We start from the raw sequence: 20,292 nt of genomic DNA, 5'->3' as shown, positions 1-20,292 counted from the left end.
GGCAACACACCGCTTCCCATTGAGATCATTATTGCGAAACGTGACGACCGACGATCGGTGGATAAGGGCTGTTAAACGTGGGTAATTCGAACGATGGACGGATGCCGCGATTCGCAGCTCCTGCATCTATCGAATGACTCGCGCGCCGGACGATTGCTTCCGGGTCCCGCAGGCGAAGCATGGACGAGCCAATACGTCGGCGGTACGAAAAGTCAGGCGCGGAAATGAAAACCGGCGCCTGGGGCGCCGGTCAATATGCAGGTCGTCGTCGAACCGGGAAGCAAATGCAACTTGCCGATCGCAGTCACGCTCGTCGAACGCGCTTTAACCGTGCGCGCCGATCAGATTCACGACCTTGATGTTGCGCGTGTCGGGTACTTCCGCATACGACAGCACCTTCAGTTGCGGCAGGCTGCGGCGCAGGAAGCGCGCGAGCATCGGCCGCAATGCATGTTGCACGAGCAACACCGGCGCGAGCCCAAGGTTCTGCTGGCGATTCATTGCCTTCTGCGTTTCGTTCATCAGCGTATGCGCGAGACCAGGCTCGAGACCCGGGTTGGAGCCGGTCGAAAGCGCCTGCGACAGCACGCGTTCGAGATTCGAGTCGAGGCCCATCACCTGCATGTCGCCGGTGCCTGGGAACCACTGCTGCGTGATCGCGCGGCCAAGCGCAAGGCGCACGGCGGCGGTGAGATCGTGTGCATCGGTGATCTTCGGCGTGTGTTCCGACAGCGCTTCGAGAATCGTGCGCATGTCGCGGATCGGCACGCCTTCTTCCAGCAGGTTTTGCAGCACCTTTTGCAGCGTGGTGAGCGGCAGCGACTTCGGCACCAGATCGTCGACGAGCGACGGCGTGTCTTTCTGCATCCGCTCGAGCAGCGCCTGCACTTCGCGGCGACCGAGCAGTTCGGACGCATGAGTGACCACCAGGTGATTCAGGTGCGTCGCGACGACCGTGCTCGAATCGACCACCGTGTAGCCGTACACCTGCGCCTGTTCGCGCAGATTGGTGTCGATCCAGATGGCCGGCAGACCGAATGCCGGGTCCTGTGTCGGCGTGCCCGGCAGCGCAGCGGAAACCTGGCCGGGGTTGATCGCGAGCCATTGACCCGGATACGCCTCGCCGACGCCCACTTCCACGCCCTTGAGCGCGATCCGATAACCGTTCGGACGCAATTCCAGGTTGTCGCGAATGTGAATGACAGGCGGCAAGAAGCCGATTTCCTGCGCAAACTTCTTGCGGATGCTTTTGATCCGCTTGAGCAACTCGCCGTCGGAATTTTTGTCGACGAGCGGAATCAGCCGGTAGCCCACTTCGAGGCCGAGCGTGTCGATCATCGTCACGTCGTCCCAGCTTGCTTCCGCGTTTTCGATCGGTGTTACGGCTGCCGGTGCGACATCTACGAGCGCGGTCGTGTTCTTGCGTTCTTCGGCGCGCTTTTTCATCGTGCGGCCGAGCTGGATCAAACCGCCGCCGAGAATCAGAAACGCGAAATGCGGCATGCCCGGAATCAGGCCCATCAGCACGAGAATGCAACCCGTGATCGCCAGCACTCGCGGGTTCGTGAAAAGCTGCCCGGTGAGTTGTGTGCCGATGTCTTCGTTCGTCGCGACACGCGACACGATCACACCGGCAGCGGTCGAAATCACGAGCGACGGAATCTGCGCGACAAGGCCGTCGCCGATGGTCAGCAGCGTGTAGTTCTTGCCCGCCGACGCGAAGTCCATGCCGTGCTGAACCATCCCGACGATCAACCCGCCGAAGATGTTGATCACCATGATCAGCAGGCCGGCAATCGCATCGCCGCGCACGAACTTGCTCGCGCCGTCCATGGAACCGTAGAACTCGGCTTCCTGCGAGACTTCCGAGCGACGCTTACGTGCCTGTTCTTCGTTGATGAGACCGGCGTTCAGATCGGCGTCGATCGCCATCTGCTTGCCGGGCATCGCGTCGAGCGTAAAGCGCGCGGACACTTCCGCGATACGCCCCGCGCCCTTCGTGATCACCATGAAGTTGATGACCATCAAAATGATGAAGACGACGATACCGACCGCGAAGTTGCCGCCCACGAGGAAGTGGCCGAACGACTCGATCACCTGGCCGGCCGCGTCAGGACCCGTATGGCCTTCGAGCAGCACGACTCGCGTCGACGCAACGTTCAGCGACAGCCGCAGCAACGTCGAGAACAGCAGCACGCTCGGGAAAGCGGCAAAGTCGAGCGGCTTCATCGTGTACATGCTGACGAGCAGCACCATCACGGAAAGCGCGATATTGAAGGTGAACAGCAGATCCAGCAGGAACGGCGGCAACGGCAGAATCATCATGCCGAGGATCATGCAGATCAGCACCGGGCCGGCTAAGGCGCGTAAATTGGTGCCGCTCAAGGCATCGGGCCGTCGAGCGAGGAAACCGGCGCGAGCGTTCATGCGGAGGCTCCGTTATCGTTAGCGGGGTTAAGCGTGTCGGCGGCTTCCTGATCGGCTTCTTCATCCGATACACCGCCCTTGTCGAGTTCAGCGGGCACGTCGAGCTCGGTCGGTGCGACCGGCACGTCGCCGCCGTCGGTTTTGAAGCGCCGCAACTGGTACACCCACGCGAGCACTTCGGCGACCGCGCCATAAAGCTGGCCGGGAATCTCGCGATTCAGTTCGACGTTGTGATACAGCGCGCGGGCAAGCGGCGGCGCTTCGAGCAGCGGCACATTGTTTTCGGCGGCCAGCTCGCGAATCCGCGCAGCCACCAGGTTCACGCCCTTGGCGACCACCTTCGGTGCGCGCATCTCGCCGTCCGTGTATTGCAACGCGACCGCAAAGTGCGTCGGGTTCGTGACCACGACGTCGGCCTTCGGCACCTGCGTCATCATGCGGCGGCGGGCAATCGCGCGCTGCTGCTGGCGAATCCGGCCTTTTACGTGCGGATCGCCTTCGCTTTCGCGGTGCTCGCGCTTCACTTCTTCCTTGCTCATGCGCAGCTTCTTGTGGAACTGCCATAGTTGATACGGCACATCCATCGCGGCCACGACGAACATGCCGGCCACCGTCATGCCGCAGCACACGGCAATCAGATGCACGGTGTTCGCAAGCGCAAGGTGCAGCGGCTGCGTGGCCAACGCGAGAATTTCCTCACGTCGATTCCAGATCGCAGTGCCGCCGATCACGCCCACCACCAGCGTCTTCGCGAGCGACATGACAAGCTGGATAGGTCCGTTGATCGAAAAGATCTTGCCGAGGCCGGCAATCGGATTGAGACGGTCGAACTTGGGCTCGAGCCCTTTCGCCGACAGTTGCCAGCCGCCCAGCGCCATTGGCGCGAGCAAGGCCGCAGCGCCCGTGATCGCGAGAATCGGCAGCAATGCGGCGAGCCCTTCGCGGCTGGCGGCACCCGCGCCGATCAACATGCGACGGGTCTCGAAAGCGGACGCGTGATCGAAAGTGAAGGCCGCGCGCAGCATGCCCTGCAAATGTTCGCCGATGCTGCCGGACATGCCCCACACGCCGAAAAAGCCCGCCGCGAGCAGCGCGAACGTCGACAGCTCCCGCGAACGCACGATCTGCCCTTCCTCGCGCGCTTTCTGCAAGCGCCGGGGAGTGGCTGATTCGGTTTTTTCGAGGTCGCTTTCCTCTGCCACAAAGCTCTCCAGTCGGCCGAGGCACAACGCCTCTTTCCAGTGAGAGCGATTATTCCCGCTCGGCGCAAGCACCGATCGGCGGATAAGGAAGGGGAAACGGGGGCTTTTCGAGGGATGGGCAAGCGCGGCGTGGACCCGCGCGAGGCCGAAAAAAGAAACGCCCGCGCGGGGTCGCGCAGGCGTTGTGAACAGCCGTCAGGCTTTGCGTGGCGGCAGGTTAGCTTGCGTAAGCCACGAAAGGCGCCTGGGTGCCGCCGATCGGCCGCAGGTCGAAGCCGTGATACACGTGGCGTCCGTAGAAGAACGGCAAGCCGAGGTCGAATGCGGCGAGACCGCCGACCTGACCCGCCAGATCGTTGAACGCGTAGTTGGTGCCGTTGCCGAACAGCGTCGATGCACTGACGATGCCGATATTGGCCGTCGCCTTCACGTTGTTCAGGCCGGCCAGCGTGATGGAGCGGGTTTGCGCGGTAGACGGGCAGTAGAAGCCCGAGAAGTTGCTGCCGCACAACGTGAGCGAGCTATCGCTGAAGAAATAGCCGTTCGAGCCCGAATCCAGGAACGCCGTCACCGTGTTGCCGTTGAACACGCTGTTCGTCAGATCGCCGAAGTTATCCGTCGTGAAAGTCTGTGCCGATCCGAGCGCATTGTTCGACTGCGTGCCGATGCCGAACACCAGCGTGCCGGTGGCCGACGGCGCCCCGCTGTTCGAGATGGGCGGCATCTGCACGATCACACCGTTGTTGTCGACCGGGAATTTGGCGACCGGATTGGCCACCTGATTCGCCAGCGCGACCGCGGTGCGAGCGCAAGACGTGCCGTTCGGACACGCGAAGTAATTGCTGTAAGTCGCCGCAGTAGAGGCATTCGCGCACGTGGCGCCGCAATCATAAAGCGCGGTGCCGATGCCGATGATGCCGTTCGCGCCCAGGTCGCTCGCCGTGTTTTCCGCCGAGCCGCTGCCGCAACCGGCTGACGGCACGGTGCTCGCGTCTTTGTCGCCGATCACCTGGATCGGAACCGCAGATGTCGTGGTTTCGCCGCCGATGGTGACGGCGGCGGTACGCACGGTGCCCCACGTGTAGCCGTCGGCGAACGTCGCGCATTCAGCAAGCTGAGCGCCGCCCGAGGTCGCGGTGACCGGCAAGGCGGCTTGCATCGCCGCATTCAACGCCCCGCCGACGATGCGCAGGCCGAACGAGCCCGTGTCGACCTGAATGTTGTTGATGGTCTGGCAGGTCGTGGTGCCGGGCGCGCACAGCGTCACGCTGATCGTGGGTATGTTGATCACACCCGTGGCGCCGTGGGCGACCGTGATCGGCACGGTGTTCGCGGCTGTCGCGGCGATCGGCTGCTGGGTTGGGCTGGCCGGCAAGGAGCCGCTGATCTGACTGCCTGACGAGCCGCCACTGGAGCTGGAACTGCCGCCGCTGTCGCCGCCGCCACCGCACGCGGCGAGCGCCGATACCAGCGCGACAGTCGCCACAACCTGCATCCAGTTCTTGAGTTTCATCGCAATATGCATGGTTCGCATCGTTCGTCCTCGCCGTTACTGGATGTCTGAGCTGCTGACGCCGGCCGGCAGCGCGGGCGGCAGCCATGCACGGCCGCTAAAAGCGCCCATGTGACCGCCGGACTGCACGACGAGCGTGCTCTGATCCACCGCAACCGGCCCGCGAGCGCCGCCGCGCGCCGCGCGCGCCGCCTTCACACCCGCGACGTACTGCGGAAAGTAACTACCGAGCATTTCATTCAGATCGGGCATTTGCGGACCGCTCCACGCGATGCCGAACACGGTGCCGTCAGCGGACAGATATTCGCGCACCACCGTGCCATTGCCGAGCGTGGTTTCACGAACGGTATAGGACGCGGAAGCCGAAGCGGAAGAAGCCGCACCGGATGCCGAGCGCACCACGGCGTTCGCCGAGGTGTCGGCAGGCTGGAACTTGCGGGACGAAACCGACGCATCTGCCGGAGGCGACATTGGGGCGCCGCCGAGCGCCGCGTGAGCGGACTGCACGGCCGTCAACGAACAGGGCAAAACAAGCGCCGTAACCACACCGGCGCGACGTACACGACTCCACATAACGAGACTCCTCCCTGGCTGCTAGCCGGCGCAAGCTCATGCCAACCGGCTGCAAATAGGCAAATCATAGGGCACGGACGGGGCCGCATCGCCGAGGAATACCTCGTCGTGCAGGCCACTGGTGATAGCGTTCACCTTCGGCCGCGCCGCTGCTTGACCTCGTAGTATGCCTGCGGTTTGTGTCGATAGACAGCACTCGCGCGCGGGAGCGCGCCTTGCTATTCATACTGGCTGGCCTCGCGCCGCAAGGGCGCGGGCCGCTCAGAAACCGAGGCTGGCTAGCAGATCGTCGACCTGCGACTGGTCCTGCACGACGTCGGTCTTGCCTTCCGGATTGATCTGCGGACCGTTCAGCAGATGCTCCGGGCTGCCGGTCGGAGATACTTCGGCGACCAGCGCCGCAGCATGCGCCGCGAACTGCTCGCGCCGCTCGAGCGCGATGTTTTCGACGAGCACGCCGAGCAACTGCTGCTCGATCAGGTACACGACGTCAGTGATCTTCTTGATCACCTGACCGGTCAGATCCTGGAAATCCTGCGCCAGCATGATCTCCATGAGCTGCGAATTGGTCGCCGTGGTTGCTGCGGGCACGCCGCGCAGGAATTCGCGCGTATCGTTCATCAGCGCGCGCACTTCCGCGCGTTCGATCGGCGCCGCGTACCATTGCTCCCAACGCGCGTCGAGTTCGCCGGCGTCTTTCTGCAACTGCTCCTGGATCGGCTTCGCGACATCGATCGAGCCCAGCACGCGCTCGGCAGCCTGCTCGGTCATGTTCGCGATGTACTTCAGACGGTCGCGTGCATCGGGTACCGCTTCGGCCGCGCGCTCGACATGCTTGTCGAGGCCCAGCTCGCGCATCGAATCACGCAGCGTACGTGTCAGTTGTCCAATGCGGGCAAGAATGCGGTCTGACGCGAAGTCGCCGCTCTCGTTGACCGCTTCAGCGCCTTGTGCATTGGTCGGCAGGTTCACATCAGCTCCCGGTCTTGGCCATCTTTTCGAGAATCTTGTTGAGCTTCTCGTCCAGCGTCGCGGCCGTGAACGGCTTTACGACATAACCGCTCGCGCCGGCCTGAGCCGCCGCGATAATGTTTTCCTTCTTCGACTCGGCCGTCACCATCAGCACCGGCAGGTGCTTGAGGTTTGCATCGGCGCGGATCTCCTTGAGCATGGCGAGACCGTCGAGGTTCGGCATGTTCCAGTCGGAAATCACGAAGTCGTAGGTGCCGCCGCGCAAACGGGCGAGACCGGCCTGGCCGTCTTCGGCTTCGTCCACGTTGCCGTAGCCCAGCTCTTTCAGAAGGTTGCGAACGATCCGGCGCATCGTCGGAAAATCGTCAACAACCAGAAACTTCATTGCCTTATCCATTTGATTCCCTTTACTTGATTCACGGTGCGGCGTGTGACCGCCTCAATTCGAACGGCGCATCATACCCGCTGAACGCGATCGCCCATCGACGCAAGCCGCGCCATTACGCGCCGGCACATATCCGGCAGCGACGCGATTTCGTCCGCCGCGCCCAGCGCAATCGCTTCACGCGGCATGCCGAACACAATGCAGCTCGCCTCGTCCTGCGCAAGGGTGTAAGCCCCTGCCTTTTTCATATCCAGCAGACCTGCGGCGCCATCGCGCCCCATTCCTGTCAGGATCACTCCGACCGCATTCTTGCCCGCGTGCTGCGCGGCGGAACGAAAGAGCACGTCCACCGAAGGACGATGCCGGTTCACCGGCGGATCATCCGACAGATGCGCGATGTAGTTCGCACCGCTACGGGCAAGCAGCAGGTGAGCGTGGCCTGGGGCGATATACGCATGTCCCGGCAGCACACGTTCGCCATGCTCTGCCTCTTTAACGGTAATCCGGCACAAACCATTGAGGCGTTGCGCAAAAGATTTTGTGAAACCCGGCGGCATATGCTGTGCAATCAGCACCGCGGGTGCATCCGGCGGCAGCGGCACGAGCACTTCGCGGATGGCTTCCGTGCCGCCCGTCGACGCGCCGACGATGATCAGCTTCTCGGTACTCAGCAGCGGATTGTTGAAAAGCGGCGCGGCGCCGACAGGCGCATGTCCGGCGGCAGCCGGCGCATGATGCACCGGCGCGGCCTGGCGCACACGGGCGCGCGCCGCGGCGCGAATCTTGTCGGCGAGCTTTTCCGAATAGTCGAGCATGCCGTCGCGAATGCCGACCTTCGGCTTCGTCACGAAATCGACCGCGCCGAGTTCCAGCGCGCGCAGCGTGATTTCATTGCCGCGCTCGGTCAGCGAGGACACCATCACGACCGGCATCGGACGCAAACGCATCAGCTTCTCGAGGAAGTCGAGACCGTCCATGCGCGGCATTTCGACGTCGAGCGTCAACACATCGGGGTTGTGCTGCTTGATGAGCTCGCGCGCGACCAGCGGGTCGGGAGCGGTTGCAACGACGGTCATGTCCGGCTGGCTATTGATGATTTCCGTCATCAAGCTGCGGATCAGCGCCGAATCGTCGACGCACAATACTTTGATCTTTTGCACAGCGCTCACGCCTCCTCTGCGGTTCTGGCGTTTGTTGAGTTAGTCGGGCGCGGGGTCGAGCCGAACAGTTCGATGCGCGATCTTGGCGCGCCCGCGCCATTCGCTGTTGTGCTGCCTGAGCCGTTGCCCGAGCCACCGCTTGAGCCGAACAGTTCGATCTTCGGCTTCGTGGCGGCTGGCGCTGAAAACAGTTCGACCCGCTTTCTCGCGGCGGCAAGCCGCTCGGCGCGCGCTTCGGCGGTTTGCCGCACGAGCGCCTGTTCGCGCTCGGCCACACCCGGGTCCTGCTGCAGACGCAGCTTCTTCACCATGACCTGGCCGGTGCGCGGCATGAATGCCACCTTGCGCGGATGCGAGCCCTGCAAATCCTCTGCGACGATGCGGATCTTTTCGAGCGCGAGATAACGGCGCACGAATTCCGAATTGCGATCGCCGATGTTGATCGTCGTCATGCCCGCGAGCACCGCGCCGCCGCCGAACACCTTCGCTTCGAAACGGTCGCGCCGGCCGCCCGCCTTGATGAGTTCGTTGATCAGCACTTCCATCGCGTAGGCGCCATAGCGCATCGAATCGGACGCGGCCTGGCCGACTTCCGCGCCGTCGTCGGGCAACATGAAGTGATTCATGCCGCCGATGCCGGCCGTGCGGTCCTGAATGCAGGCCGCGACGCACGAACCGAGTACGGTGACGAGCACCATGTCGTCGTGCGTGGTGTAGAACTCGTTCGGCAACAGCTTCACGCCTGGGCGTTGGAAGTGGTTGTCGTAATAGAGATTGGTCGCGATAGGCAAGGCGCTGCTCATACCGTCACCCCGCTCGTCGCCGGCGTGCGTGCCGGTGCGCGCGCGCCTGCAGCGTCGCGCGTCAGTTCATAGACGGTCTGACCGCGCAGCTTGAAAGCCTGCGTGACGTAGGTGAAGTTTTCCGAGTGGCCGGCGAACAGCAGGCCGCCCGACTTCATCAGCGGCTCGAAGCGGCTCAGCACCTGAGCTTGCGTCGGCTTGTCGAAATAGATCATCACGTTGCGGCAGAAGATCGCGTCGAACTGCGTGCGCAACTGATAATCGCGGTCGGTGAGATTCAATTGCTCGAAGCGCACCATCGCACGCACTTGCGGACGCACCTTGACCATGCCCGCATGCGCGCCCGTGCCCTTCAGGAAAAAGCGCTTGAGCCGCTCGGGCGAAAGGTGCTTCACCTGGTCGAACTGGTACATACCGGCTTCGGCTTTCGCGAGCACTTGCGTGTCGATGTCGGTCGCGAGCACCGTGGCCTGACGCGCGCCGGTCTCGCCGAGCGCTTCGATCAGCGTCATCGCGATCGAATACGGTTCCTCGCCGGTCGAGGCCGCCGAGCACCACACCGAAACGGGCTGCGCGCGGCGCGGCACGAAATCGGCCAGGATCGGAAAGTGATGCGCCTCGCGGAAAAACGCGGTCAGGTTCGTCGTGAGCGCATTCGTGAATGCTTCCCACTCGGCGGGATCGTTTTCCGCTTCGAGCAGATCGAGGTATTGCTTGAACGAGTCGAGGCCACGGGCGCGCAGCCTCCGGGCGAGACGGCTATATGCCATATCGCGCTTGTGATCGGAGAGCGAGATGCCGGCGCTGCGGTGAATCAGTTCGCGAATGCGTGTGAAGTCCGCCGAAGTGAAATCGAAATCACGTCCCTGTTCGCCGGATCTGACCGGTTCTGCCCGGTCGGTGCGTTGCTGTGCGCGCGTTGCCATCATGAAAGTTCCTGCCTGCGATACGAGCCATCACGCTTGCGCGACGGAGCTGCCGGCGAGCAAGGGACTGTTTTTGCGGGGTCGCGCCCGCCCGCAAGAATCACCACCATGCAGTCGGCCCGCGACACGCTGTAAGAGCGTGCTCCGATGATTCGCGCCACATGGAGCGAGATACCGAATGACTGCATGTTTCTTCATCATTTCTTAAAACGTTTCCCAGTCCGCGTCCGAGCCCGCCGACGCTACGCTGGCGGCAGCCGGCCGTGGTGCGGGTGCGGATGCCGCGGGCGGCGTCTTCGGCTTGAGCGCCGGTTCGACGCGCGCCGCGCCTGCTTCGTGATTGCCCGAAGCGGAAGCGGTGCCGCCTGCCGTTACGGCATTTGCCGTTGCTGCTGCGGGCTGCGCCGGTCGCGGTGCGCTCTTCGTCACTGTCTTGCTCTTGCTCACCGCCGCCCGCGCCTTCACCTGCGGCTCGGCCTGCGCGGCGAAACTGCGAGCGGGGCTGCTGGCGACTTTCCAGCCGCTCAACACCGCTTGCAACTGACGCGTCTGATCTTCGAGCGAGCCTGCCGCTGCCGCCGCTTCTTCGACGAGCGCGGCGTTCTGCTGCGTCACCTCGTCCATCTGCACGACTGCGCGGTTCACCTGTTCGATGCCGCCCGATTGCTCCTCGGACGCCGCGCTGATTTCGCCCATGATGTCGGTCACGCGGCGCACGGCCTGCACGATCTCGTCCATCGTCGTACCGGCACGTCCGACGAGTGCCGAACCGCTTTGCACCTTGTCGGTCGAGTCGCCGATCAGCTCCTTGATTTCCTTCGCGGCGCTCGCGCTGCGTTGGGCAAGGCTGCGCACTTCGCCGGCCACGACCGCAAAGCCGCGGCCCTGTTCGCCGGCACGCGCGGCTTCCACCGCCGCGTTCAGCGCCAGAATGTTGGTCTGGAATGCAATGCCTTCAATCACGCCGATGATGTCGACAACCTTGCTCGAACTGCTCGCGATGTCCTGCATCGTCGTGACGACCTGACTTACCACCTCGCCGCCGCGCGTCGCGATGTCGGACGCGTTCACAGCGAGCTGGCTTGCCTGGCGCGCGTTCTCTGCGTTCTGGCGCACGGTCCCCGTGAGTTGCTCCATGCTCGATGCGGTTTCCTGCAATGAGGCGGCTTGCTGTTCGGTACGCTGCGACAGATCGGTGTTGCCCATCGCGATTTCGCGCGCGCCGGTGTCGATCGACTCGGTGCTGCTGCGAACGGCGGTGACCATCGACGCCATGCTTTCCTGCATCCGTTTGATGCCGGCAAAGAGGCGGCCGATTTCGTTACGGCTTTTCACCTCGATCGCTTCCGACAGATCGCCCGCGGCGATCCGCTCGAAGCATTCGGTTGCGTCCTGAAGCGGCTGCACGATGAGGCCACGCAGCGCGAAACGCAGACCGATCACGAGCAGCAGCGCGAGTGTGGCAAACGCGATGATCAACGTCGTCATCAGCGAGATGTTCGACTGCGCATCCGCCTGCTGGTCCACGGCCTGTTGCTGCAGGTTCTTGATCACCACCGACGCCACGTTGTCATACGAGACGAACATCGGGCTGATCTTCGTATCGGCGATCGCGTGGTACGCGGCCATGTCGTTCGCCCGCAGCGCCGCGAACTCCGGCTCCATGCCGTCTCGCACGAGCGCCGTGCGGCGCGCGAGCAGTTCGTCCATCTGCGCCTGGTCGACGCCGGTCTTCGGCGCGTCGACGTAGGTCTGCCAGTTCTTGTTGCTGAAGCCGTACAGCTCCACTGCACGGTCCAGAACCTTCTTGGCCGTTTCAGTGTCGCCAGCGGCTGTCAGCGCGGTAAAGCGGTCCAGCGAAACACGCGAGCGCAGCAGGTATGCCGAAGCGTCGTCGAGCGCATGAATCGCCACCAGATCGCCGCGCGCGATGCGGTCGAGCGACTTGCTCGCGCTGCCGAGCGCCGTCAACCCAAGTACGCCGACCACCATGGTCAGCGCGACGAGAATGATCCCCACTAGCGTGAGCGATGTGCGAATCGACCACCTGCTTAGCATCTCAATGCTCCCTGTCACTAACTTTTCTGAACGCCGCGGCTGTTAGACGCCGAGCGTTTCGATGAGCGCCATCTCGCGGCTCGTCATCAGCTTCTCGATGTCCATCAGGATCAGCATGCGGCCGTCGACGGTGCCGAGACCCGTGAGGTACTCGGTCGTCAGCGTCGCGCCGAATTCCGGCGCCGGCATGATCTGGTCGATGGCAAGCGTCAACACGTCGGACACGCCGTCCACCACCATGCCGACCACGCGATGCGCGACGTTCAGGATGATCACGACGGTCTGGTGGTCGTACTCGACGCGGCCCAGATGGAACTTGATGCGCATGTCGACGATCGGCACGATGATGCCGCGCAGATTGATGACGCCCTTGATGAACTCGGGTGCATTCGCGATGCGCGTCACGTTGTCGTAGCCGCGGATTTCCTGCACCTTCAGAATGTCGATGCCGTACTCTTCGGCGCCGAGCGTAAAGACGAGGAATTCCTGACCGCCGGCGTCGGCCTGCTGCGCATCGCGGCGACCATTCGTCGCGTTCGCGACGCTCGAATTGATGGATTGAACTTCTGCCACGTTAGCCCCCAAACGGTTGGGATAAATTAAGTTGAGTGAGTGTTACGACAAATTTGACGGACATCATGCGAGACTCATTGCGCCATGCGCGTTGCGCGACTCGCGGTTCAGCGCCGCCACGTCCACGATCAGCGCGACGCGGCCGTCGCCGAGAATGGTCGCTGCGGAAATGCCGCGCACCTTGCGGTAGTTCGTTTCAAGGTTCTTCACGACCACTTGCTGCTGCCCCACCAGTTCGTCGATCAGCATCGCAAAGCGACGCCCTTCGGTTTGCATGATGGTGACGATGCCTTGGGTCGGCTCCTGCTTTGCGCCGTCGACGTTGAACACTTCGTGCAACGCGACGAGCGGCAGATATTCACCGCGCACGCGCACCACGCGCTCGCCGTTGGCGACCGTGTAAATGTCCTCGGCTTGCGGCTGCAGCGACTCCATCACGAAGTTCAGCGGCAGAATGAAGATCTCGTTGCCGACCTTGACGGACATGCCGTCGAGAATCGCCAGCGTGAGCGGCAGAACAATGCGGGTGGTGCTGCCCTTGCCGGCGTGCGACGTGATTTCCACGTGACCGCCCATCGACTGGATGTTTCGCTTCACCACGTCCATACCGACGCCGCGACCCGACACGTCCGTGACCTGCTCCGCCGTCGAAAAGCCCGGCAGGAAGATCAGGTTCCAGACTTCCTCGTCGGTCATCGTTTCGCTGACCTGCATGCCCTGCTTCGCAGCCTTCGCGAGAATCTTGTCGCGGCGCAGACCGGCGCCGTCGTCGCTGACTTCGATCACGATGTTGCCGCCGTGATGCGCCGCCGACAGCACGAGCTGACCGGTCGAGGCCTTGCCCGCCGCGCGCCGCGCTTCCACGGTTTCGATGCCGTGGTCGAGACTGTTGCGCACGAGGTGGGTCAACGGGTCGATGATCCGCTCGATCAGGCTCTTGTCGAGTTCGGTGGCTTGACCGAAGGTGACGAGTTCCACTTCCTTACCGAGTTTGGCCGCGAGATCGCGCACGAGACGCGGGAAGCGGCTGAACACGTAGTCCATCGGCATCATGCGGATCGACATGACGGCTTCCTGCAGATCGCGCGCGTTGCGCTCGAGCTGCGCCATGCCGTTGAACAGGCGATCGTGCAGCGCCGGATCGAACGTGCTGGTGGTTTCCGCAAGCATCGCCTGCGTGATCACCAGTTCGCCGACCAGGTTGATCAGCTGATCGACCTTTTCGACGCCCACGCGAATCGAGCTGCCTTCCGCGCCGCCTGCCGCCGCTGCCGGACGTGCGGCCTTGCGGTCCTGCTCGCCGGCTGCCGCGGCCGGAGCTGCTGCCGGTGCGCTGGCCGCAGGCGCTTGAGCCGCTGCCGGAGCTGCCTTGGCGGGCTCGGCGGCGAGCGCCGGAGCCGACTGCGCGGCCGTCGCGGCGGGCGCCACGGGTGCTGCGGTATTAGTGGCGGCCGAAGCCGCCGGTGCTGCTTGCACCGGAGACGAAGGCTCAGCGTCGGGCGTTCCAGGTTCGCCTTGCTGAGCACCGTCCGCCGGTGCGGTTCCGCGGCCGATCGAGATCTGACTTTCGTCGATCACGAAACAGCACACGGCGATGATGTCGTCGGACGTAACATCGGTCTGAAGCCACAGCGTCAGATCGCCGCCGCTCTTGACCTGCCCGACGATATTGCCCAGGTTACCGAGCTCTTCGGCAAGGAGTTCCTGGTCCTTCTCATCAACGCCCCGTAGCGTAATTTTCAGGTGCGGACCGGCGGCGTCGTCCGCGTCGCCGGTTCCTTCGGCTTGCCCGGTCTGTGCCGGTTCGCCGTCATTCCATTCGCCCGCCGCCTGCACCGCCTGTTCGACGACGTGTTCCGGCGGACTGCCTTCTTCTACTGTTGCGAACTCCTCGATCGGCGCGGTCACCGCGACTTCGACCGGCGCTGCAGCAGCCGGCGCAGCCACGCCGCGGCTTTCCGCGTGCAACTGTTCGAGCTTCGCGCAGATCGCCTTCGCAACCGCCGCGTCGGGCTCTGCGCTCGCGCGGTAGTCGGCGAGCTGGCCCGACAACACGTCCTTGGTTTCGAGGAACGTGTCGATCATGTCCTTGCGCAGCACGAGTTCGTTGTTGCGCGCACGGTCGAGCAGCGATTCGAGGATGTGGGTCGTCTCCGTCAAGGCTGTAAAGCCGAACGTCGCCGCGCCGCCCTTGATCGAATGTGCCGCGCGGAAAATTGCCGCGAGGTCTTCGGGGTCTGGGTGCGCGATGTCCAGATTGAGCAGCAACTGCTCCATCTGCGCGAGCAGTTCGTCCGCTTCGTCGAAGAACGTCTGATAGAACTGAGTGATGTCGAGTGTCATGCCTGGGTCACCGCGAGAGTTCCTGTCTAGGCTTGGGCTACCGTGCCGCAGCGTCGAGAGCTTCTATAACTTGTCTAAGGTTGATGCTTATGCCTGATCTGGCTCGGCCAGCGCCGCCACCAGTTCGGTGAGCATGTCCGGGTCGAGCGGCTTTTCGATCCAGCCGGTCGCACCTGCTTCGCGCGCCGCGGCTTTGAACGACTCGCCCGATTCCGTCGTCAGGACGAGGATGGGCGTCGCCGTGTAAGCCGGATTGCCGCGCAGTTCGGAGATCAGATCGAGGCCGGTCTTGCCCGGCATGTGCTGATCGGTCAACACCAGGTCGAACCGCACGGCGAGCGCGTTTTCGAGCCCTTCCGCGCCGTCCGCGGCGAGCGTCACCTCATAGCCGGCCGCCGTCAGCGTCGCGGAAAGAATCTGCCGCATCGATGCCGAATCGTCGATTGCCAGGATATGCCTGATCATGAAAACCTCGCTGCACTTACGCTATGTGTCGCCTCGCTGTCCGCGCCAGTGAGGCGCATGGAGCAGCGGGACGACCGCCTTCTGTTACTGAGCCGCCGGCGCTACCGCCGGTACCTTGGGCGCGGCCGTCGCCGGCTGCGCCAGTTTTTGCAGCAGCGGCTTCGAGCCGGCTGCATCGTCCGACAAGGTCGTCGTAGTGGAGTCGTCGTGGTCGAGCGCCTCCTCTGACTTCCTGTTCAGAACGATGATGCTGATGCGGCGGTTTTCCGGATCCATCGCGTCCGCCTTGTTCAGGTTCTGCGTCGACGCGAGGCCGAGTACACGCATTACCTTTGCTTCGTCCATGCCCCCGGCGATCAGCTCGCGGCGCGACGCATTCGCGCGGTCCGCGGACAATTCCCAGTTGCTGTAGCCCTTCTCGCCGCCCGCGTACTGCGCGGCGTCGGTGTGTCCTTGCACGATGATGCGGTTCGGCACATCGTTCAGCGTGTGGCCGATCTCGCGCAGAATGTCGCGCATGTACGGCTCGACCTGATCTCTCGCGGTCGCGAACATCGGCCGCTTCTGCGAGTCGACAATTTCGATGCGCAAGCCGGTCAGCGTCGAATCGATTCGTATCTGCTGCTTGAACTGGCGCAGCACGGGATTCGCTTCGATCGCGGCCATCAGCTTCACTTGCAGATCGTGCAGCCGGACCTGCTCGCGTCGCTCCAGTTCACCTTGCAACTGCTTCATCGAGTCTTCGCTGCTGTGCGAGACCGTGCGCTCGGCGCGATTGTTCGTACCGTCCGTTGCGCGCGTCACGCCTTGCGCGTCGGTCGAGATATCGCGGCCGCCGCCCTTCAGAATGCTCGAGTCTTCCGCGCTGCGGTCGCCGCCCCACAGCGTGATCTTCAACGGCTGGTTGAAGTATTCCGCGATGCCTTTCAACTGCACCGTGGATGCCGAGCTCAGCAGCCACATCAGCAGGAAGAACGCCATCATCGCGGTCATGAAGTCCGCATACGCGAGCTTCCAGGCGCCGCCATGGTGGCCGGCCTTCTTCGGCGCAGCGCGCTTGACGACAATGGCGCGGTCTTTGTCCTTGCTCATCGGTTCGTTCCCGGCGCCCTTACTTGGCCTTCACGCGGCGCACGTGCTCTTCGAGCTCGGCGAACGACGGACGCTCGGTCGAGAAGAGCACCTTGCGGCCGAACTCGACGGCGATCGCCGGTGCGTAGCCATTCAGGCTCGCGAGAATCGTCACCTTGATGCACTGGAACATCTTGGTCGACTCGGTCACGCGCTGTTCGGCGACGCTCGCAAGCGGCCCGATCAACCCGTACGAAAGCAGAATGCCGAGGAACGTACCAACCAGCGCCTGCGCAATCATTTCGCCGAGTACTGCCGGCGGTTTGTCGGCGGACGCCATGGTGTGCACCACGCCCATCACCGCGGCCACGATACCGAACGCCGGCATTGCGTCGCCCACCTTGTTCAGCGCATGAGCGGGCGCTTCGCCTTCCTGGTGATGCGTCTCGATCTCCTCGTCCATGAGGCTTTCGATTTCGAACGCATTCATGTTGCCGCCCACCATCAGGCGCAGGTAGTCGGTCAGAAACTCGATGATGTGATGGTCAGCGAGAATCTTCGGGTACTGCGTGAAGATCGGACTCTTCGACGGATCGTCGATGTCCGCTTCCAGTGTCAGCGTGCCTTCCTTGCGCGCTTTGGCGAGCAGGACGTAAAGGAGCGCCATCAGCTCCATATAGACGTCCTTGTTGTACTTCGCGCCCTTGAACAGGGTCGGAATGACGCGCAGCGTTGCCTTGATCGTCTTCATCCCGTTTCCGAGGATGAACGCGCCTACGCCGGCGCCGACGATCATCAGCACTTCAACGGGCTGCAACAGCGCGCCGAGATGGCCGCCTTCCAGCGCGTAACCGCCGAAGACGGACAAAAGCGTCACGAGTGTTCCCACGAAAATCAGCACTGCGGAGCCCTCACAAAGAAGCGACGGTGACCGTCGTTAAACTGGTTTACGGCAACGCACCAGAAAACTTTGACGGAAAAGCGGCTAGCCGCGCCGGTGTAAACCAGAGGCGGGCGCGGCTGGCCGGAGAGTGGATGCGCGGCCCGGCGCGGTAGTCAGCCGGGCGGCAGCGCCCAGTGGGCGGGGAGATGGACGTGGGCCGCACGGCGGCGGCCCGCTTGAGGATCAGGCGGCGAGCGCAGCGAGGCTCTCGCGGGCGCGGGCGTCGGCAACTTTCTTTGTCTTACCGGCGCGCGAAGGCGGCTGGCACAGCCCGCAGATAAAGCCGTGTTTCGGGTCGTGAGCGTGTGCGACGAAATGCCCGCCGCAGCGGCAGCAGGGCGTGATCTGCAGCATCCCCGAATCGAAGAAACGCACGAGCGTCCATGCGCGCGTGAGGCTGAGCACGGGTTCGTCTTCGTGCAACTGCACGTGCTCGAGATAAAGCCGGTAACTCTTCACGATCGACTGGATCGTCGCGCAGCCGCCATGGTCGGCCATGAAGCGGTAGATGTTGTAGAACAGCGAGGAGTGAAAGTTCGGCTGCCACGTCATGAACCAGTCGGTCGAGAACGGCAGCATGCCCTTGGGCGGCGAGACCCCTTTCAGTTCCTTGTACAGCTTGATGAGCCGGTCGCGCGACAGGCTGGTTTCCGCCTCGAGCAGTTGCAGACGCGCGCCGAGTTCGATCAGTTCGATGGCCAGGGTGATTTCCCTGACTTCGAGCACCACGCTTTTATAGGCCATCCGCTTACGTTCCCGTCCCGATTGCTTGCCTTGTGCGGACCGCCATCAGCCGAGTTGCTCGACAGGCTGGCTTGCCATCAGGATCGCGGAGTGCGCCTGCGCAACGGCGCTGGATTTGCCCTTGTCCGCGAGCGCGGACAGCACGGCGTGGTCGTCGAAACGGAAGCGGCACAGCACCTGATTGGACGCCGCCAGCTTCACGGTCTGCGCCAACGAAAGGTTGGCGAGCACGTCGGCCAACTGGTCCGAAATCCCCATGCGGAACATGCCCATCGGCTTGTCTTCGCGGAGCAGGCGCTGCGCGAGCAGGAGATAAGACAGGTTGACTTCTCTGATCTCATTGAGCATTTCGCTTGTCGCGCTCATGATTCCCCCGGGGTGTATCTGGCTGGTCAGGCCGTTACGGAAACGTTTGCTCGAACGCGCGCAGTCAAACCGCGCCGGTCGGCTCGTTTGTAGTCTTGCGAGCATTGTCTCGAAAGGGGGGGCGAAACGAAATCGGACAGACACCCAGCTTGTTTGACGGATTAATCCGTCATTCATGTAGGAGTTTTTCCTACAACGCTGTATTTTTGGGTTGGGTTAAGCAGATTAACGGGCGCGGAGATCAGGGCCGTTATGCGCGGTGAATCTTAACTTCCCGGCGATGTGCCAAGCGGTGAGCAGGTTAGGCAGTCGGGCCGCACCGTTCAACGGTGAGCCGGATTATAAAACGTTTTCACCGCCCCGTAATATTTCCGACTTTGCGATCGCGGGCTCGGCGCTTGCTGTAAGGGAGCGCGGCGGTTAGAAGAACGTTCGTCATTCCCCGCCAGAACCAGTTTAAAAGCGCCGAAAGCGTGCCTGAGCGTGTGTAACGTCTCGTGTTTCGCGCTGTAACAAGGTTAAGCGTTTGAAAAATAACTCGAATTGGCGCGGCCGATCCCGATAATGACCCTAAGGGATAACCCGATGCAGTTTCGGAGCACCCCCGGGCGGCGGCTACCGCGCCCAACCGTCCGTCAGGCATTCGCTCTTCGCTCTACCCGAGCGCCGCTGTGCGAAGCCGTACTCAACAGGAGAAACGCATGCGAATCGCACAAATTGCGCCGCTGTATGAAGCAGTCCCGCCGAAATTGTACGGTGGCACCGAACGTGTCGTGTCCTACCTCACCGAGGCACTGGTGGGCGACGGTCACGACGTCACGCTGTTTGCGAGCGGCGACTCGGCGACTTCCGCGAAGCTCGACGCGTGCTGGCCTCGTGCGCTGCGCCTCGATCCGACGATTCGCGACGCGCTGGCCCCCCATATCCTGATGATGGAAAAGGTGCGCCGGGTCGCACACGAGTTCGACGTGCTGCATTTCCACCTCGACTACATGCCGTTCCCGCTGTTTTCGACGATGGACACGCCGTTCGTGACCACGCTGCACGGCCGCCTCGATCTACCTGAATTGCAGCCGGTGTTCGATGCGTTCTCGGGCGCGCCGGTCGTTTCGATTTCCGATTCGCAGCGCCTGCCGTTGCCGCAAGCAAACTGGCTGAGCACGATCTACCACGGCCTGCCCGAGCAGCTGCTCACGCCGCAGGCGCAGAAGAAGCCGGAATATCTCGCGTTCCTGGGCCGGATTTGTCCGGAAAAGCGTGTCGACACCGCCATCAAGATCGCGGCGCAAAGCGGTTTGCCGCTGAAGATCGCGGCCAAGGTCGACAAGGCCGACCAGGATTACTTCAAGCGCGAGATCGAGCCGCTGTTGTCGCAGGCGCATGTGGAGTTCGTCGGCGAGATCAACGAGGCGCAAAAGCCCGAGTTCCTGTCGGGTGCCAAGGCGCTGCTGTTCCCGATCGACTGGTCCGAGCCGTTCGGGCTCGTCATGATCGAGTCGATGGCATGCGGCACGCCGGTGATCGCGTTTAACCGCGGTTCGGTGCCGGAAGTGATTGACCATGGCGTGACCGGCTATATCGTAGAAGACGTGCAGGGCGCGGTGGCAGCGCTTCAACGTCTCGACGAGTTGTCGCGCAGCGAGATCCGCGCGCAGTTCGAACGCCGTTTCAGTTCGAAGACGATGGCACGCAACTACGTCGACGCGTACTCGGCGCTGATCGAGGCCTCGCGTCGGCCGATGCTGCGCCAGGTTGCGGTGGGCTAAAG

18 protein-coding genes are annotated in these 20,292 nt (G+C 63.0%); 1 reads left to right on the top strand and 17 read right to left on the bottom strand.

Annotated elements, in window-relative coordinates:
- Positions 1-324: 324 nt before the first annotated feature.
- The 17 genes from flhA to flhD all read right to left on the bottom strand — a co-directional run bounded on the left by flhA (position 325) and on the right by flhD (position 18,524).
- Positions 325-2,427, bottom strand: a complete 2,103-nt coding sequence (flhA, locus tag J2W46_RS18870) for a flagellar biosynthesis protein FlhA (RefSeq protein ID WP_020070737.1) — start codon at positions 2,425-2,427, stop codon at positions 325-327.
- Positions 2,424-3,629 carry a flagellar biosynthesis protein FlhB gene (flhB, locus tag J2W46_RS18865; RefSeq protein WP_020070736.1) on the bottom strand — a complete coding sequence of 402 codons (1,206 nt, stop codon included), beginning with the start codon at positions 3,627-3,629 and terminating at the stop codon, positions 2,424-2,426. The genes flhA and flhB overlap by 4 nt, the downstream gene beginning before the upstream one ends.
- A gap of 217 nt (positions 3,630-3,846) precedes the next feature.
- Complete coding sequence (locus J2W46_RS18860) at positions 3,847-5,163, bottom strand: DUF3443 domain-containing protein (protein ID WP_310355453.1); 1,317 nt, start codon at positions 5,161-5,163, stop codon at positions 3,847-3,849.
- A gap of 15 nt (positions 5,164-5,178) precedes the next feature.
- A complete protein-coding gene (locus tag J2W46_RS18855) occupies positions 5,179-5,715 on the bottom strand; it encodes a DUF2844 domain-containing protein (RefSeq protein WP_310355452.1) in 537 nt (178 codons plus the stop codon).
- Positions 5,716-5,976: 261 nt separating this feature from the next.
- Positions 5,977-6,687 carry a protein phosphatase CheZ gene (gene cheZ / locus J2W46_RS18850; protein ID WP_020070733.1) on the bottom strand — a complete coding sequence of 237 codons (711 nt, stop codon included), beginning with the start codon at positions 6,685-6,687 and terminating at the stop codon, positions 5,977-5,979.
- 1 nt (position 6,688) lies between these two features.
- The gene (cheY, locus tag J2W46_RS18845) at positions 6,689-7,084 is read right to left on the bottom strand and encodes a chemotaxis response regulator CheY (RefSeq protein ID WP_006050905.1); all 396 of its coding nucleotides are present in this window, start codon (positions 7,082-7,084) and stop codon (positions 6,689-6,691) included.
- Positions 7,085-7,143: 59 nt separating this feature from the next.
- A complete protein-coding gene (locus J2W46_RS18840) occupies positions 7,144-8,232 on the bottom strand; it encodes a protein-glutamate methylesterase/protein-glutamine glutaminase (protein ID WP_027776958.1) in 1,089 nt (362 codons plus the stop codon).
- 5 nt (positions 8,233-8,237) lie between these two features.
- Positions 8,238-9,035 (bottom strand): chemoreceptor glutamine deamidase CheD, encoded by a 798-nt coding sequence (gene cheD / locus J2W46_RS18835; protein ID WP_020070730.1) that lies wholly within the window; start codon positions 9,033-9,035, stop codon positions 8,238-8,240.
- Positions 9,032-9,964, bottom strand: coding sequence for a CheR family methyltransferase (locus J2W46_RS18830; RefSeq protein WP_020070729.1), 933 nt, complete (start codon positions 9,962-9,964; stop codon positions 9,032-9,034). Before J2W46_RS18830 ends, cheD begins: the two co-directional genes overlap by 4 nt.
- A 201-nt stretch (positions 9,965-10,165) precedes the next feature.
- Positions 10,166-12,019: a methyl-accepting chemotaxis protein gene (locus J2W46_RS18825; RefSeq protein WP_131321581.1), complete on the bottom strand. Its 1,854-nt coding sequence runs from the start codon at positions 12,017-12,019 to the stop codon at positions 10,166-10,168.
- 42 nt (positions 12,020-12,061) lie between these two features.
- The gene (locus J2W46_RS18820; protein WP_020070727.1) at positions 12,062-12,592 is read right to left on the bottom strand and encodes a chemotaxis protein CheW; all 531 of its coding nucleotides are present in this window, start codon (positions 12,590-12,592) and stop codon (positions 12,062-12,064) included.
- A gap of 63 nt (positions 12,593-12,655) precedes the next feature.
- A complete protein-coding gene (cheA, locus tag J2W46_RS18815; protein WP_310355450.1) occupies positions 12,656-14,935 on the bottom strand; it encodes a chemotaxis protein CheA in 2,280 nt (759 codons plus the stop codon).
- 87 nt (positions 14,936-15,022) lie between these two features.
- Positions 15,023-15,400 (bottom strand): response regulator, encoded by a 378-nt coding sequence (locus tag J2W46_RS18810; RefSeq protein WP_020070725.1) that lies wholly within the window; start codon positions 15,398-15,400, stop codon positions 15,023-15,025.
- Between the two features lie 84 nt (positions 15,401-15,484).
- Positions 15,485-16,492 (bottom strand): flagellar motor protein MotB, encoded by a 1,008-nt coding sequence (gene motB, locus J2W46_RS18805; protein WP_020070724.1) that lies wholly within the window; start codon positions 16,490-16,492, stop codon positions 15,485-15,487.
- 19 nt (positions 16,493-16,511) lie between these two features.
- On the bottom strand, positions 16,512-17,372 hold the full coding sequence (gene motA, locus J2W46_RS18800; RefSeq protein WP_006050895.1) for a flagellar motor stator protein MotA: 861 nt from the start codon (positions 17,370-17,372) through the stop codon (positions 16,512-16,514).
- 225 nt (positions 17,373-17,597) lie between these two features.
- The gene (gene flhC, locus J2W46_RS18795) at positions 17,598-18,158 is read right to left on the bottom strand and encodes a flagellar transcriptional regulator FlhC (RefSeq protein WP_020070723.1); all 561 of its coding nucleotides are present in this window, start codon (positions 18,156-18,158) and stop codon (positions 17,598-17,600) included.
- 45 nt (positions 18,159-18,203) lie between these two features.
- Entirely contained in the window at positions 18,204-18,524 is a 321-nt protein-coding gene (gene flhD, locus J2W46_RS18790; protein ID WP_006050893.1) for a flagellar transcriptional regulator FlhD, read from the bottom strand.
- 701 nt (positions 18,525-19,225) lie between these two features.
- Between flhD and J2W46_RS18785 the strand changes: the two genes are divergently transcribed.
- Positions 19,226-20,290: a glycosyltransferase family 4 protein gene (locus tag J2W46_RS18785; RefSeq protein WP_310355448.1), complete on the top strand. Its 1,065-nt coding sequence runs from the start codon at positions 19,226-19,228 to the stop codon at positions 20,288-20,290.
- Positions 20,291-20,292: the final 2 nt, after the last annotated feature.

Source organism: Paraburkholderia strydomiana (genome assembly GCF_031456815.1).
GTDB classification, from domain to species: domain Bacteria; phylum Pseudomonadota; class Gammaproteobacteria; order Burkholderiales; family Burkholderiaceae; genus Paraburkholderia; species Paraburkholderia caledonica.
This window is presented reverse-complemented; position numbering and strand designations above follow the sequence as displayed.